Here is a 14748-nt window from a genome sequence, read left to right as displayed (position 1 = left end):
GTCTCGCCCGGAGTCCTGCGTGTCGCTTGAGTCGTTGCCGCCCCCGCCCATGCCCGCGCTGGCGATCCGCGCGTACACCGCGACCACCGCCCTGGGCCGCGGCCGCGAGGCCCAGGCCCAGGCCCTGCGCGAACGCCGCGGCGGCCTGCGCCGCAACGACTTCGGCCACGACCCGCTGGACTGCTGGATCGGCCGCGTCGACGGCCTGGAAAGCCTGGCGCTGCCGGCCGAGCTGGCCGACTGGGACTGCCGCAACAACCGCCTGGCCTGGCTGGCGCTGAACCAGGACGGCCTGCCCGAGGCCCTGACCGCGCTGGTCGCGCGCCGCGGCGCCGAGCGCGTGGCGCTGGTGCTGGGCACCTCCACGGCCAGCATCGGCGCCACCGAGGAAGCCTATACGCGCCTGGTCGACGGCCGCTTTCCGGCCGACCTCGCGCGCGGCGAAATCCATCAGCCGCATTCCCTGGGCGGCTTCGTGCAACGCGCGACCGGCCTGCGCGGCCCCTGCGTGACCGTGGCCACCGCCTGCTCGTCCAGCGCCAAGGTATTCGCTCAAGCCGCACGGCTGATCGCCGCCGGTTACGCCGACGCTGCCCTGGTCGGCGGCGTCGATACCTTGTGCGGCAGCGTGCTGTTCGGATTCAACTCGCTGCAGTTGGTCGCCAGCGAACCCTGCAAGCCGTTCGATGCCGCGCGCGTGGGTCTGTCGCTGGGCGAGGCGGGCGGTTACGCCCTGATCGAACGTATCGACGGCGATGATGCCGGCGCGCTGCAACTGCGCGGCTATGGCGAATCCAGCGACGCCCACCACATGTCCGCGCCGCACCCGCAAGGCCTGGGCGCGCAGCTGGCGATGCGCGACGCGCTCGCGCGCGCGGGCATCGACGCGGCCCAGGTCGGCTATCTCAATCTGCACGGCACCGCCACGCCGGCCAACGATCAGGCCGAGGCGATCGCGGTGGCCGCGCTGTTCCCCGACGGCCTGCACGCCAGCTCGACCAAGGGCTGGACCGGCCACACCCTGGGCGCGGCCGGCATCGTCGAATCGACGGTCGCGCTGCTCGCGCTGGAGCGCGGCGAGCTGCCCGGCATTCTCAATAGCACCGCGCCCGACCCGGTGTGCGGTCCGCAGATCCGTTTCGACAATGCGCACAAGCCGATCCGTTACGCGATGAACAATTCCTTCGGTTTCGGCGGCAACAACTGCTCGCTGGTGTTCGGACGCGCATGACCGCCATCGCCTACATCGAAGGCATCGCCTATTGGAGCCGCGGCCTGCCCTCGTGGACCGCCGCGCGCGACTACGCCGGCGGCGCCGAGGCGATCGCCGACGCGCCCGTGCGGCCTTCGCCGCAGTTGCTGCCGGCCAACGAGCGCCGGCGCGCGCCGGAAACCGTGGCGGTGGCGCTGGAAGTCGCGCTTGCGGCCTGCCAGGCGGCGGGACGCGACCCGGCCACGCTGGCCTCGGTGTTCGCGTCCGCGCACGGCGACCTGGCGATCACCGACTACATGTGCGCGACCCTGGCCGAGGATCCGCGCGCGATCTCGCCCACGCGCTTCCACAACTCGGTGCACAACGCCGCGGCCGGCTACTGGACCATCGGCGCCGGCTGCATGCGCGCCGCGACCGCGATCGGCGCCGGACAGGCCAGCTTCGCCCAAGGCCTGATCGAGGCGCTGGCGCAGTTGGGCGACAACGCCGAGGCGGTGTTGCTGGTCGGCTACGACGGCGAAGCCGGCGGCGCGCTGGCCACGGTCGCGCCCAGCACCGGCCTGATCGGCGGCGCGCTGGTGCTGTCGCGCACGCCGCGCGCGGGCACGGTGGGCGTGCGCGCGCGGCTGCGCGACGGCGCGGCCGACGCCGGCGGCGCCCTCACGCAGCGCTCGCAGGGCAATGCGATGGCGGCGATGCTGCCTTTGTTCGATGCGCTCGCCGACGCCAGCGCGCAGGTGCGCCTGGCCGCGGGCGCCGATCGCGTGCTGGAACTGGAGCTTGCGCATGACTGAGCCCGGGCGCCCGGAACGCGACAACGTCGCGGTGGTGATCCCCGCGCTCAACGAATCCTTGCGCATCCGCGAGACCGTGATCGGCGCGCTCGCGCACTGCCCGAACGTGATCGTGATCGACGACGGCTCCGACGACGGCACCGCCGAGTGCATCGCCGACTTGCCGGCGACGGTGCTGCGCCACCCGCGGCGCATGGGCAAGGGCGCGAGCCTGCGCGACGGCTTCCGCGAGGCGCTGCGACGCGGCTACGCCGGCGTGCTGACCCTGGACGGCGATGGCCAGCACGACCCCGCCGATCTGCCGCGCTTGCTGGCCAGCGCGCAGCGCCACCCCGGCTGCATCGTGATTGGCGCGCGTTTGCGCAAGCGCGCCTCGGCGCCGGTGTACCGGCGCCTGGCCAACGAGTTCGGCGACTGGGGCATCGGCTGGGGCTGCGGTTACCGCATCGCCGACAGCCAGAGCGGCCAACGCTATTACCCGGCGGCGGTGTGCGCGCTGGACGAGGTGCCCGGCGAGGACTTCGTGTTCGAGGCGCAGATCCTGATCTCGGCCGCGCGCCGGCTCGGCACCGGCGTGGTCTCGGTGCCGATCGAATCGCGCTATCAGCAGGCCAACGACGAGGTGCGGTTCCGCAAGAGCCACTTCCGCCCGCTGCGCGATCTGTACCGCATCACCTCGCACGTGGTGGCGCAGGTCTGGGGCCATGGCGACGTGATGGAGGAGTACCGGCGCACGCGCGCGGCCGCGCCGGTGATCGACGACCCCAGCGGCGAATTCGCCGGCGCCCGCGAACGCGACCTGCCCGCCGAACCGCGCTGAACGCGCGAGCCACGCACGACACCGGAAGCCGCGCCGATGACCCATACCCTGCTGCTGCAACTGCTGGTGATCCTGGTGGTGGCGCGCGCCTGCGGCGCGGTGCTGAAGCGCTTCGGCCAGCCCGCGGTGGTCGGCGAGATGGCCGCCGGTTTCGTGCTCGGCCCGGTGGTGTTCGGCGCGGTGCTGCCGGAAGCGCACGCGGCCTTGTTCGCGCCGGCCTCGCTGCCGGCGCTGGGCTCGCTGTCGACCTTGGGCCTGGTGTTGTTCATGTTCATCGTCGGCGCCGAGCTGCGCGCGCCCGACGGCGTGCGCGCGCAATTGCGCGAGGCCGGCGCGGTCGGTTTGTTCGGCGTGCTGCTGCCGGTGGTCCTGGGCATCGCGGTGTCGCCCTGGCTGCATCCGCTGGCGCCGGCCGGCGTCGGCTTCTGGCCGTTCGCGCTGTTCATGGCCGCGGCGATGTCGATCACCGCCTTCCCGGTGATGGCGCGCATCCTCAAGGACCGCGGCCTCAGCCAGACCCGCCTGGGCCGGCTGGCGCTGGGCTCGGCCGCGATCGCCGACGTGTTCGCCTGGATCGTGCTGGCGCTGGTGGTGGCCCTGGTCGGCAGCGGCGAAGGCGCCTGGGGCTTCGCCAAGATCTGCATCGGCCTGCTGGCGCTGCTGGGCCTAGCCTTCGGCGTGCTCAAGCCCGCCTACGCGGCCCTGCTGCGCCGCTACGCGCCCGATGGCCATCCCTCGGTGGCGATGCTGGCCGCGCTGGTGATCGGCCTGCTCGCCTGCGCCGCGCTGACCGAATGGCTGGGCCTGCACGCGGTGTTCGGCGCCTTCGTGTTCGGCGCCTGCCTGCCGCGCGACGACCGCCTGCTGCGCACCCTGACCGAGCGCCTGGAATACGCGGCGGTGGTGATCCTGATGCCGATCTTCTTCGCCCTGGCCGGTCTCAACACCCGCGCCGAGGCCTTCGTCGGCGCCGGCCTGGGCGCGTTGGCGCTGATCCTGGTGGTGGCGGTGGCCGGCAAGATCGCCGGCGGCGCGCTGGGCGCGCGCATCGCCGGCTACGGCTGGCGCGACAGCCTGGCCACGGGCGCGCTGATGAACGCGCGCGGGCTGATGGAGCTGATCGTGATGAAGGTCGGCCTGGACGCGGGCCTGATCGGGCCGGAGCTGTTCACCATGCTGCTGGCGATGGCGATCGCGACCACGGTGATGACCTCGCCGCTGCTGAGCCTGTTCGCCGGCCGCGCGGCGCTGCCCGACGCGCCACGCGCACAAGGCACGCGGCGCTAGGACGCGCGCGACTCAGTTGCGCGGCGGCACCGGCGGCAGCGGCGCGCTCGGGCCGGGATCGCCGAGCGGCGGCGGATTGGCGACCCAGATCGCCACGCCGTGGCCGTACTTCTGGCGCGGCGTGATGTCGATGCCGACGCCGCCGGAACTGAAGCTGCGACCGCCGTAACGGCCGCCACCGGCGCCGACGCTGACCCCGCCGCCGCCGTAGCCGTCCTCGGTGCCCTGGAACAGCACGCCGTTGGCGCCGAGCTTGGCGGCCTCGGTGCGCAGCTTGCCGATCACCGAGTTCATCTTGTTCTGTTCGCCGTAGGTGAACGCACCGCTGTTGCTCTGCAGCGTGGCGATCTGCTCGTAACCGCCCGGCGGCGGCGCGAAGTACACGCGCACCTGAGCCGGATCGATCGGCGGCCGCGGCGAGCCGACCAGGACGTGCGAACTGGCGCAGGCGGCCAGCATCGGAATCAGCAGGGCGATAGCGAGACGACGGCGCATGGCGCGACTCCGCGGGTGGACAGTTGCGGCCATGCTACCCCCGACCCCGGGAGGTGGGGTGACGGCGCGCCGAACGGGCGTCGCGGGCCGACGGGTGGGGTGATGGGGGCGGGTGCGACGACGACGGGAGTGCACGGCTTCGATCGGCTGTCGTCGCGGGCGGAGGAGAACCAAGTCACTGGATCCCCGCCTTCGCGGGGATGACGGATCGAAACCATGCGGGTGGCCGTAGCCCTTCCAGTATCCCGAATCCCGAATCCCGAATCCCGATTCCCGATTCCCGATTCCCGGCCCCTAACCCATGCCGCCGTTGATCCCGATCACCTGGCCGTTGATGTAGCCGGCCGCGTCCGAGCACAGAAAGCCGACCAGGGCCGCGACCTCGTCCGGGCGGCCGGCGCGGCCGGCCGGCACCAGCTGGCGCAGGGTCTCGGGCGGAAACGCGTCGGCGGCCATGCGGCCTTCGATCACGCCCGGCGCGACCACGTTGACGGTGATCCCGCGCGAGGCCATTTCGCGCGCCAGCGACATCGAGGCACCGTGCAGGCCAGCCTTGGCCGCGGCGTAGTTGGTCTGGCCGCGATTGCCCAGCACCGCCGCCACCGACGACACACTCACGATCCGGCCCCAGCGCGTGCGCGCCATCGGCAGCAGCAGCGGCTGGGTCACGTGGAAGAAGCCGTGCAGCGAAATGTCGATCACGCGCTTCCACTGCGCATCGCTCATGCCGGCCATCGGCGCATCGTCGTGCACGCCGGCGTTGTTGACCACGACCTGGATCGGGCCGTCGGCCAGCAGTCCCTCGATCGCCGCGCGCGCGGCCTCGCCGTCGGCGACGTCGAAGGCCACCGCTTGGGCGCTGCCGCCGGCTTCGCGGATCGCCGCGACCGTGGCCTGGGCGCGTTCGGGATTGGCGTTGGCGTGCACGATCACGTGCAGGCCGTCAGCGCCCAGGCGCGCGCAGATCGCCGCGCCGAGATCGCCGCTGCCGCCGGTGACCAGGGCGCGACGGGCGGTGGAGGACGACTGGCTCATGCGCAGGGCTCGCGGCGGCGGAAACCGCGATTGTCCCCGCAGCGCGGCTGCGGCGAAAGCGCCCTGCGCGGACACGGTGGCGTGCGCGCTCGCGTCGCGACCGGGCGCGGCGGCCGGGTGCGCGCCGGCTCAGTACGGCGCGAAACCTTCCGGATACGGCGGATCGCCGTCGTCGCCGTTGCTGTTGGCGGTCTGCGCCAGGGTCTGGGTGACGATCGCGCCGGTATCGCTGCAAGCCAACTGCTGGCTGCCTTCCCACACCGCCCAGTCCTCGCCGTTGCCGTCCAGCACCACGATCCAGAACTGCAGCGTGCGCTGCGCGTAAGGCTCCATCCGCATCGAGGGCGGATCCACGAAACTCAGCGTGACCGCGCCGCTGTCGTCCTGACTCTCGTTCCAGCCGTTGAACACCATCGACTGGCCGTGCACCAGTTGGAACAGGTCGGTCCAGGTATCCGGCGCCATGCCCTCGACGTAGGGGCGGTCGGTGCGCTCGATCCAGTTCAGGCGCGCGTTGTCGCGCTCCTGCAGGGCGATGCGCAGGGTGAAGCGATGGCCGAACTGGCCGTCGGCCTGGTACGGCTCCACGCTCAGCAATTCGAACTCGAGGCTCATGGCGGTTCTCCGGTAGCGGCGGCGCGAACCCGCGCGACATCTACCTGGAACGCGCCGCCGCCGGCGCTGTGAACGCTCAGTCCGGGCGCAGCATCACCGCGGCGCGGCCGCGGGCGAGCACGACGCCGTCGTGACGCAGGTCGAACTCGTACTGCCAGCTGTCGCCGCCGTCGACCAGCTTGCGCGCCTGCGCCTCGATCGCGCCGGGCAGATCGTCGATGCGCGCCACGCGCAGTTCGACGCCGCGCAAGGCCACCAGAAAGCCGGGGCGTGCCGCGCCGCCGGACGCGCGCGCGAGCAGGCCGCCATGCACCGCCATCGCCTGCGCGCCGTACTCGCACAGGTGCAGCGCGCGCAGACGGCCGTGGCTGCGCAGCGGATGCGCGGGATCGCGATGCCCGTGGCTGCGCAGACGAATGGCGTCGGCGTCCCAGTCCAGCACCTCCTCCCACAGGCACATCGTGCCCTGGTGCGGAATCAGCGCGGCGATGTCCTCACGGCTGCGCATCGGCGCGCTCCCGCATGCTCGCCGGCTCGCGCACGATCAACAGCGCGAGCACGAAGTTGAAGGCCACGCCCAGCGCGACCGTGGCGCCGATCGCGCGCAGCACCGGAATCGACGAGGACGCCAACAGCGCGAACACCAGCAAAGTGGTCAAGCTGCAGACGATCACCGCGTGCAGGGTGCGCAGCTGCTCGGCGTAGTCGTCGCCGGCGTGGTCGAAGAACAGCGCGTAATCCAGGCCCAGGCCGGCGGCCAGGATCAGCGCGACCAGATGGAACAGATTGAGCTCGATGCCCAGCCCGCGCAGCACCGCCAGAATCAACAGCGTGGTCAGCGCCATCGGCGCCAGCACCCGCAGCACCCGCCGCGGCGAGCGCAGCGCGATCCATACCGTGAGCGTCAGCAGCACCGCCGCCAGGCCCAGGGCCAGCAACACGCGCCCGCGGTAGGCGGCGACCAGCGACTCGGAGGCCTGCTTGAGATCCAGCAGCTGGGCGCCGTGCGCGCTGGCCACGCGCGCGACCGCGGCTGGGTCTTTCAATCCGTTCAGCGAGACCAGCGCGGTGGCGTGGCCGGGCCGCTGCAGCAGCAGGCCGGCGACGCTGGCCGCCAGCGGCGTGCCGTCCAGATCGGCCGCGATCAGCGGCGGCGCGCTGCGGGCGGCGGCGACGTCGGCGGCGAAACCGGCGAAGGCATCGGCGCGGAACGGGCTGTCGGCGACCGCCGAGGCTAGCGCCGCATCCAGCGTGGCCGCGCCCGGCAATTTGATCTGGCGGGCGCGCTGGGTGGCCGCGCTGGGCAGATAGCGCGCAGCCAGGTCGTAGCCGGCGATCGCGCCCTGCGCGCGCAAGGTTTGCAGCGCCGGCAGCAGGCGTTCGGACGCGCGCAGCGCAGCCTCGGCATCGCCGGCCTCCAACGCGATCACGTAACGCACGTCGGGCGCGCCCAGCTCGCCGCGCAGTTGCGCGTCGCGCGCGAGCGCGTCGGCCGGCACCGGGGTGAGCTTGGCCAGATCGTTCTGCCAGAACGCGCCCGGCGCCAGCCAGGCCACGCCCAGCGCGAGCGCGGCCAGCGCCAGCATCGCCGGCACGCGCAGACGCGGTAGCCGCGCCAGCGCCGCCCAGGCGCGCGCCAGCCAGGCCGAATCGGCGGCGTCGCGCGGCGAGGGATCGATCAGCGCCGGCAGCAGGAAGCGCGTGGTCAGCGCGGCCGTGCCCAGGCCGACGATGGTGAACACCGCCAACTGCTTGAGCCCGTCCACGCCCGAGACCAGGAAGGTCAGATAGGCGATGCAGGTCGAGGCCACGCCGGTGCCCAGGGTCGGCCACAGCGCGCGCGCGCTGGCCCAGGGCGACAGGCCCGGCCGCTGATGGCTGAACAGATGGATCGGATAGTCCTGAGCGACGCCGATCAAGGTGAAACCGAACGCGACGGTGATGCCGTGCACGCCATCGAACATCAGCGCGACCGCGCCCAGGCCGGCCAGACCGGCGCTGGCCAGCGGCAGGCCGCCCAGCAGCGGCGCTTTCCAGCTGCGATAGGCCAGCCACAGCAGCAGCACGAACACCAGGCTGTCGATGGTGCCGATCAGGCTGGCCTCGCGCGCGGTGCGGCCGCCGATCTCGACCGAGAACGCGCCCGGCCCGCTCAGGGTGAGCTGCGCCTTGGACGCGCCGCGCGCCTGCGCGAACGCGGCGCGGATCGCGTCCACCGCGGCCTGCTGGCCGGTGGGATCGAAGCCCGCCGCGCGCGTTTCCAGCGCCAGCAGCGCTTCGCGCCCGGCGCGGTCGAACCAGACCCCATGCAAGCGCTGCGGCGCGTTCGCCGGCTGCCAGGCCTCGGCCAGCTTCAGGGTTTCCAGGGTGGGATCGTTCGGCAGCAGCGGCTCCAGCATCGCCGAGGCCGGCGAGCCCAGATCCTGCACGCGCGCCTGCAGCTCTTCGCCCAGATAGGCGGCGTCGAAAGCCTGGCTGTCCAAGGTCGGCGACAACAGGTAGCGGTACGGGCGCAGGCGTTCGGGGATCGCGTCCAGGCCGAGGTCGGCGCCGTTGGCGACCAGCTTGAATTCCGGTTTGGTCGCGAGCGCCGCGCGCATCGCCTGCGACTGCGTCGCCAGCGTTTGCGGCGTGTCGCCCGACAGCGCCACCAACAGCAGACGCGAGCCCGGGCCTTCGCCGAGTTCGTCGATCAACAGCTTCTGCGCGGGCGTGCGCGCGCTGGGCATGAAGCGGCGCAGATCGCCGCTGAGCTCCAGGTGCCCGCTGATCGCCCAGCCCGCGAGCGCCAGCGCGGCCAGCCACAGCAGCGCGAGGGCGAGACGACGCGCCGGCGTCATCGCTGGGCGGCGCCGTGGCCGCGGCACAGCGCCGCGAATTGGCTGGCGTCGGTGACGTTGGCCGCTTCGCGCGCCGCGCCGGCCAGCAAGGTGCGCTGCAGTTCGATGCCGCCGCTGGCGTCCGAACGCGCGGGGCGCGCTTCGATGCAACGCAGCTCGGCGCCGCGCCCGCGCAGGGTGATGCCCTGCAGCTTGGCCGCGACCGCGCTGCTGCGCGGCGTGAGCGTCATGGTCCACTGCTGGCGCGTGCCTTCGGCGGCGACCAGGTACTGCTGCTCCAGGCGTTTGCGGTCGCCGGCCAGCAGGGCGCCGAAGCTGGCCTGCAGGCCGGCCAGTTCCGGCGCGCGCGCCAGCGAGAACGTGCGCGCGGCCTTGCCGGCGCGCTGGATCTTCACTTCGCCGGCGCGGATGGTGGTGGTCTCGGCATAGGGCGCGCGCACCTCGCGCACCAGGGTGTCGTCCTCCAGGCGCTGGTACTCGCCGCTCAGGCGCAGCGGCGCCTTGAGCAGGGCCGAGCCGCGGATCTCGACGAAGGCGGTGCGCATCGACGCCGGCTGGGCCAGGCGCGCCAGGATCCAGTCCGGGTCCACCGCCGCGCCGGGCGCGCTGCCCGCGACCGGCTCAGGCGGAGCGGCGCTCAGCGAGCCGGCGGCGCAAGCCAGCGCCAGCGCCCAGGCCCAGCGGCGCGGCCGGATCGTCGGGTGCGCTGCCTTCGTGGGCGCCGCTGTCTTGCGCTGTGCTGTCTTGAACCGCGTCATCGGCATGCCAGAAGTCGTAGAAGTTGAACCAGTTGTAGGGGGCGTCGCAGGCGTGGTGCTGCAGGCGCGCGGCATAGCGTTCGACCATCGTCGCCAGCACCCGCGCCCGATCCTGGCGCGCGATCGCCGATCCGTCGCTGAACGGCTCGAACACCAGATCGTAGCGGGCGCCGCCGCGGTACACGCCGAACGCCAGCAGCACCGGCGCCCTCAGGGTCGCGGCGACCAGCCAGGGCGCCAGCGGAAACGGCGCCGGCGCGCCCAGGAACGGCGTGCGCAGCCAGGGCTCGCCGGGGCGCGCGCGATCGACCAGCAAGGCCACCAGCGCGCCTTCGTCCAGGGCCTGCTTCACCGCCAGCACGATCGCCGGGCCGTCCTGGCCGGCGTCGATCACGCCGGCGGCGATGCGCGGATCCAGCGAATCCAGCAACTGGGTCATGGCCGGGTTGTGCGACTTGTCGAACACCACCCGCACCTGCACCTCCGGCGCGCTGCGCGCGAGCACGCGCAGGGCCTCGAAGCTGCCCAGGTGGGAACCGAAGATCAGCGCGCCGCCGCGCGCGTGCTGGGCGCGCAGCTCCTCCAGCCCGCTCACCCGCACATCGAAGTAATGCATCTGCCCGCCGAGCATGAACAAGCGGTCGAGGATGGTCGCGGCGAAGGTGTGGATGTGGCGGGCCACGTCCCACAGGCCCGGCGCGCGATTCAGCGCGCGCGCCAGATAAGCGCGCGAGGCGCGCCGCTCGGGGCCGCGCACCAGCACGAAGTAGACGGTGATCGGGTACAGGCACAGCCGCGCCAGGCCGCGTCCGCCGTGGCGGGCGATCGCGCGCAGCACGCGCAGGGCGAAGGGGCTACCTCCCTCGGGGCGCTGCTTCCAGTGCTCGCCGCTCATGCCGGCGCGTCCGCGACCACTTCGCCGCTGGCCAGCAGGGTGTCGCCGCGCAGCACCCGGAAACGCCAGCGCGGCGCGGCGCCGTCCAGCTCGATGCGCGCGGTCTGTTCGGGCAACAGCGGCTGGGCGAACTTCACCTGCGGCAGGCGCAGCCCGTTCAGCGGGCCGTGCCCGGCTTCGATCGCGTCCAGCACCCGGTCCAGCACGACCACGCCCGGCACGACCGGCCGGCCGGGGAAATGCCCGGGCAGGCTGGGGTGGTCGGCGGCAATGCGGAATTCCATGCGGGAGGCGTTCGGCGGTGGTCCGGCGACAGGATAAGCCACGGCCGGTGACGCCATGCCGATCCTGGCGTCAGTCGAACAGGCTGCGCCAGAACGCCGGGCCCAAACCGCCCATGCGGCGCAGGAAATCCCAGAAATTGCGGTAGGGCCGGTCCTGGAACACGCGCTTGCGGAACTGGTACTCGCCGATGAAGAAGCCGCCGACGATGCCGTAGTTGAGCAGGTTGGCGAACAGCGACCACTGGTCCTGGCTGATCGCGATCGGCGGGGTCTGGCCCAGCCGCGCGAGCACGCCGCCGGGCACGGCGATCATCGCCAGCGCGGCGTTGGCCAGCGCCAGCCCGCCCAGCAGCCAGGCCCAGATCGCGGTGAGCTGGCGCGAGTAGCGGTAAACATCGGCCCGCAACTGGCTGGGCGTGCAGCCGTCCAGGGCGGCGACGATGCGGGTGATCAGGCCCTCGCGCGGCGCGCGCAGGCTGCGCGCGAACCACCACGACAGGGCGCCGGTGAACAGCACCGGCGGGGTCAGCAGCAACAGCTGCGGATAGATCGTGTGGGCGATCGCGGCCAAGCCGGCCACGATCGCCGCGAACAGCAGCCAGGCGCCCACGCGCAGGTGCAGCAGGGCCTCGATCTGCACGATCAGGGCCAGGTCGATCAGGGCGATCGCCGCCGGCCAGCCGCCGCCGTCGTGGCTGGCCCAGTGCGCCAGCAGGGGGTAGGCGATCGCCAGCAGCAGCCGCAGCACGGCGCCGGTCATGGCTGGACGGTCCGTGCGCGCGAGCGGCGGCCGGGCGCGGGCGCGCTCAGGCGGCCCGGCTTTGTTCGATGTGGGCCGACAGCGCGCGCAGCGAACCGAAGATGCGGCGGTTTTCCTCGCTGTCCGAGCGCAATTGGAAGCCGTACTGCTTGGACACCGCCAGGGCCAGCTCCAGGGCATCGATCGAGTCCAGGCCCAGTCCGTCGCCGAACAGCGCCGCCTCGGGGTCGATTTGGGCCGGATCGACATCCTCCAGGTTCAGGCTTTCGACCAGGAGCTGCGCGAGTTCGCGTTCGGCGGGGTTCTGTTCGGACATCGGGTCGATCCAACGGCGGGCGGCAAGGTGCGCCACGATCCGGCATCGGGCGGCCGCGCGCAACCGTCCCCAGGTCCGGTCCGACCCGGACAGCGATCACGAACGGCGAGCTATCATTCTCCGATGAGCTCAACCATCCCCGCGCCCGGCCCCGCCGACGCCCCGCCGGACGCAAACCTGAACAGCCCCGCCTCCACCTCGGAACTCAGCCCCGACGTCCTGGTCATCGGCGGCGGCCCCGCCGGCACCACCGCCGCGACCCTGCTCGCGCGCAAGGGCTGGAAGGTGCTGCTGCTGGAGAAGGACGCGCACCCGCGCTTCCACATCGGCGAATCGCTGCTGCCGATGAATCTGCCCATCCTCGAGCGCCTGGGCGTGCTCGAACAGGTCAAGGCCATCGGCACCCACAAGCCGGGCGCCGAGTTCCCGATCGACGAGCGCAACTACAACACCTTCCGCTTCGAGCGCGCGCTGGATCCCAAGTTCGGCTACGCCTACCAGGTCAAGCGCGAGGAATTCGACCAGCTGCTGTTCCGCAACGCCCAGGCCAACGGCGTGGACGCGCGCGAGCGGGTCAAGGTCGAGAAGGTGGAGTTCGGCGCCGACGGGCGTCCGTCGCTGGTGCACGCGCGCGACGCCGACGGCGCCGCCTTGACCGTGCGGCCGCGCTACGTGGTCGACGGCAGCGGCCGCGACGCGTTCTTCGGCAGCCAGCTCAAGCTCAAGAAGAAAAACCCGCTGCACCAGTCGGCGGCGATCTTCAGCCATTTCACCGGCGTCGAACGCCGCGACGGCGAGGACGCCGGCAACATCACCGTGCAGCGTTTCTCGCACGGCTGGATGTGGCTGATCCCGCTGCAGAAGGACGTGATGAGCGTCGGCGCGGTGTGCTTCCCCGAATACCTCAAGCAGCGCCGCGGCGAGACCGAGGCGTTCCTGATGAAGACCCTGGAGTCCGAGCCGCAGGTGTGGGCGCGCATGCAGGGCGCCCAGCGCGTCGGCGCGGTCCACGTCACCGGCAACTACTCCTACACCTGCAGCCGGATGACCGGGCCGGGCTGGGTCATGGTCGGCGACGCCTACGCCTTCGTCGATCCGGTGTTCTCCTCCGGCGTCTACCTGGGCATGAACAGCGGCGAGCAGGCGGCCGAGGTGGTCGACGGCGCGCTGCGCGATCCCGCGCGCGAGGCCGAACTGCAACGCGCGATGGTCAAGCGCCTCAAGCGCGGCCTCAAGCACTTCCAGTGGTTCATCTACCGCTTCACCACGCCTGTGATGCGCGCGCTGTTCAGCGCGCCGCGCAACTATTGGCAGGTCGAACAGGCGGTGATCTCGATGCTGGCCGGCGACGTGTTCGACAACCCGGCGGTGTTGCGCCGCCTGCGCATGTTCCGCTTCATCTATGCGATGACCGCGATCCGCATGGCGCCGCAGGCGCTGCGCGGCTGGTTGCGGCGCAAGCGCCAGGTCGGCGTCGATTTCCGCGGCGACACGCTGCAGCAGGGCAACCCGTGAGCGCGGCCGCGACCCTGGTGGCCGCCACGCCGCGCTACAGCGTCGACTACACCGACGCCACGCCCGCGCAGGCGCTGGCCGGCGACGACGTGCTGGCGGTGTTCGGCTTCGGCGCGAACGCCCCGCATCACGACGACCCGCGCTATCTGCGCGTGGCCCTGGAGCCTTACGGCGAGGCCAAGCTGGAAGTCTGGCGCGGTTCGGCGCCGGTGGCCTGCGGCCGCGACGGCGACCTGGCCTGGTCGGAGGACGGCGCGCTGCAGTTCGGCGCGCTGGAACTGGACGAACCGCCGGGCCTGCACGTCAACGACGGCATCGCCGCGGTCGCCGAGACCATCTACGCGCGCATGGTCGAATTCACCCGCGCGCGCGGTTACCCGCACCTGTTGCGGATCTGGAACTACCTCGACGGCATCACCGTCGGCCAGGGCGACGCCGAGCGCTACCGCGTGTTCTGCGTCGGCCGCGCCGCCGGTCTGGGCGATTTCGAACCGGGCCAGCTGCCGGCCGCGACCGCGATCGGCAAGGTCAGCGAGGCCGGCGCAAGCCGCCGCCTGCTGGTGTACTGGCTGGCCTCGCGCACGCCCGGCACGCCGCTGGAGAACCCGCGCCAGATCAGCGCCTACCGCTACCCGCGCCAATACGGCCCGCAGCCGCCCAGCTTCGCGCGCGCGATGCTGCCGCCGCTGGGCAGCGCGATGCCGCTGCTGCTGTCGGGCACCGCGGCCATCGTCGGCCACGAGTCGCGCCACATCGACTCGGTCGACACCCAGCTCGACGAGACCCTGGCCAACTTCGACAGCCTGATCGCCGCCGCGCGCGCGCAACGGCCGTCGCTGCCGGCGCGCTTCGGCGCCGGCGCGCGCCTGAAGGTCTACGTGCGCGACCGCGAGGAAGTGCCGGCGGTGATGGCGGCGATGGACGCGCGCCTGCCCGGCATCCAGCGCATCGTGCTGCAGGCGGCGGTCTGCCGGCGCGAACTGCGCGTGGAAATCGACGGCGTCCACGACCTCTGAGCGTCGCCGGCGCGAAGCGTGGGGTGCGGTGAGCCAACGGCGAACCGCCCCAGCGTGCCCTCACGCCACCCGCGTCGCCGCCCACACCCGCCAGGGGTGCCGAAA

The 14748-nt window shown here is 72.5% G+C and carries 16 protein-coding genes; 6 read left to right on the top strand and 10 right to left on the bottom strand.

What is annotated here, in order from left to right:
* Positions 1 to 49 precede the first annotated feature (49 nt).
* The 4 genes from ASE43_RS08185 to ASE43_RS08170 are packed head-to-tail and all read left to right on the top strand — an operon-like array spanning position 50 to position 4114.
* Positions 50 to 1231 carry a beta-ketoacyl-[acyl-carrier-protein] synthase family protein gene (locus ASE43_RS08185; RefSeq protein WP_057160119.1) on the top strand — a complete coding sequence of 394 codons (1182 nt, stop codon included), beginning with the start codon at positions 50 to 52 and terminating at the stop codon, positions 1229 to 1231.
* On the top strand, positions 1228 to 2007 hold the full coding sequence (locus ASE43_RS08180; protein ID WP_057160118.1) for a beta-ketoacyl synthase chain length factor: 780 nt from the start codon (positions 1228 to 1230) through the stop codon (positions 2005 to 2007). Before ASE43_RS08185 ends, ASE43_RS08180 begins: the two co-directional genes overlap by 4 nt.
* Positions 2000 to 2827, top strand: a complete 828-nt coding sequence (locus ASE43_RS08175) for a glycosyltransferase family 2 protein (protein ID WP_057160117.1) — start codon at positions 2000 to 2002, stop codon at positions 2825 to 2827. Before ASE43_RS08180 ends, ASE43_RS08175 begins: the two co-directional genes overlap by 8 nt.
* Before the next feature lie 36 nt (positions 2828 to 2863).
* A complete protein-coding gene (locus ASE43_RS08170; protein ID WP_056177801.1) occupies positions 2864 to 4114 on the top strand; it encodes a cation:proton antiporter in 1251 nt (416 codons plus the stop codon).
* 12 nt (positions 4115 to 4126) lie between these two features.
* Here ASE43_RS08170 and ASE43_RS08165 read toward each other — a convergent pair whose 3' ends face one another.
* The 10 genes from ASE43_RS08165 to ASE43_RS08120 all read right to left on the bottom strand — a co-directional run bounded on the left by ASE43_RS08165 (position 4127) and on the right by ASE43_RS08120 (position 12112).
* Positions 4127 to 4609 carry a hypothetical protein gene (locus tag ASE43_RS08165; protein WP_200943984.1) on the bottom strand — a complete coding sequence of 161 codons (483 nt, stop codon included), beginning with the start codon at positions 4607 to 4609 and terminating at the stop codon, positions 4127 to 4129.
* Positions 4610 to 4903: 294 nt separating this feature from the next.
* Entirely contained in the window at positions 4904 to 5644 is a 741-nt protein-coding gene (fabG, locus tag ASE43_RS08160; RefSeq protein ID WP_057160116.1) for a 3-oxoacyl-ACP reductase FabG, read from the bottom strand.
* A 129-nt stretch (positions 5645 to 5773) separates the two neighbouring features.
* Complete coding sequence (locus ASE43_RS08155) at positions 5774 to 6259, bottom strand: hypothetical protein (RefSeq protein WP_057160115.1); 486 nt, start codon at positions 6257 to 6259, stop codon at positions 5774 to 5776.
* A gap of 76 nt (positions 6260 to 6335) precedes the next feature.
* Positions 6336 to 6767, bottom strand: a complete 432-nt coding sequence (locus ASE43_RS08150; RefSeq protein WP_057160114.1) for a hypothetical protein — start codon at positions 6765 to 6767, stop codon at positions 6336 to 6338.
* The gene (locus ASE43_RS08145; protein ID WP_057160113.1) at positions 6754 to 9099 is read right to left on the bottom strand and encodes an MMPL family transporter; all 2346 of its coding nucleotides are present in this window, start codon (positions 9097 to 9099) and stop codon (positions 6754 to 6756) included. Before ASE43_RS08145 ends, ASE43_RS08150 begins: the two co-directional genes overlap by 14 nt.
* On the bottom strand, positions 9096 to 9740 hold the full coding sequence (locus ASE43_RS08140) for a LolA-related protein (protein WP_057160630.1): 645 nt from the start codon (positions 9738 to 9740) through the stop codon (positions 9096 to 9098). The genes ASE43_RS08145 and ASE43_RS08140 overlap by 4 nt, the downstream gene beginning before the upstream one ends.
* A complete protein-coding gene (locus ASE43_RS08135; RefSeq protein WP_057160112.1) occupies positions 9721 to 10752 on the bottom strand; it encodes an acyltransferase in 1032 nt (343 codons plus the stop codon). Before ASE43_RS08135 ends, ASE43_RS08140 begins: the two co-directional genes overlap by 20 nt.
* On the bottom strand, positions 10749 to 11036 hold the full coding sequence (locus ASE43_RS08130; RefSeq protein WP_057160111.1) for a dehydratase: 288 nt from the start codon (positions 11034 to 11036) through the stop codon (positions 10749 to 10751). Before ASE43_RS08130 ends, ASE43_RS08135 begins: the two co-directional genes overlap by 4 nt.
* A gap of 70 nt (positions 11037 to 11106) precedes the next feature.
* Entirely contained in the window at positions 11107 to 11796 is a 690-nt protein-coding gene (locus ASE43_RS08125) for a hypothetical protein (protein ID WP_057160110.1), read from the bottom strand.
* A gap of 46 nt (positions 11797 to 11842) precedes the next feature.
* Entirely contained in the window at positions 11843 to 12112 is a 270-nt protein-coding gene (locus ASE43_RS08120; RefSeq protein ID WP_056177784.1) for a phosphopantetheine-binding protein, read from the bottom strand.
* Between the two features lie 123 nt (positions 12113 to 12235).
* Between ASE43_RS08120 and ASE43_RS08115 the strand changes: the two genes are divergently transcribed.
* Both ASE43_RS08115 and ASE43_RS08110 read left to right on the top strand, forming a co-directional pair.
* On the top strand, positions 12236 to 13627 hold the full coding sequence (locus tag ASE43_RS08115) for an NAD(P)/FAD-dependent oxidoreductase (protein WP_082607176.1): 1392 nt from the start codon (positions 12236 to 12238) through the stop codon (positions 13625 to 13627).
* Positions 13624 to 14643, top strand: coding sequence for a hypothetical protein (locus tag ASE43_RS08110; protein WP_056177782.1), 1020 nt, complete (start codon positions 13624 to 13626; stop codon positions 14641 to 14643). Before ASE43_RS08115 ends, ASE43_RS08110 begins: the two co-directional genes overlap by 4 nt.
* The last annotated feature ends 105 nt before the right edge of the window (positions 14644 to 14748 follow it).

The organism is Lysobacter sp. Root983 (genome assembly GCF_001429345.1).
Lineage (GTDB): Bacteria > Pseudomonadota > Gammaproteobacteria > Xanthomonadales > Xanthomonadaceae > Lysobacter.
The sequence above is the reverse complement of the archived record's forward strand: the minus strand, read 5'-3'. Positions and strand labels throughout refer to the sequence as shown.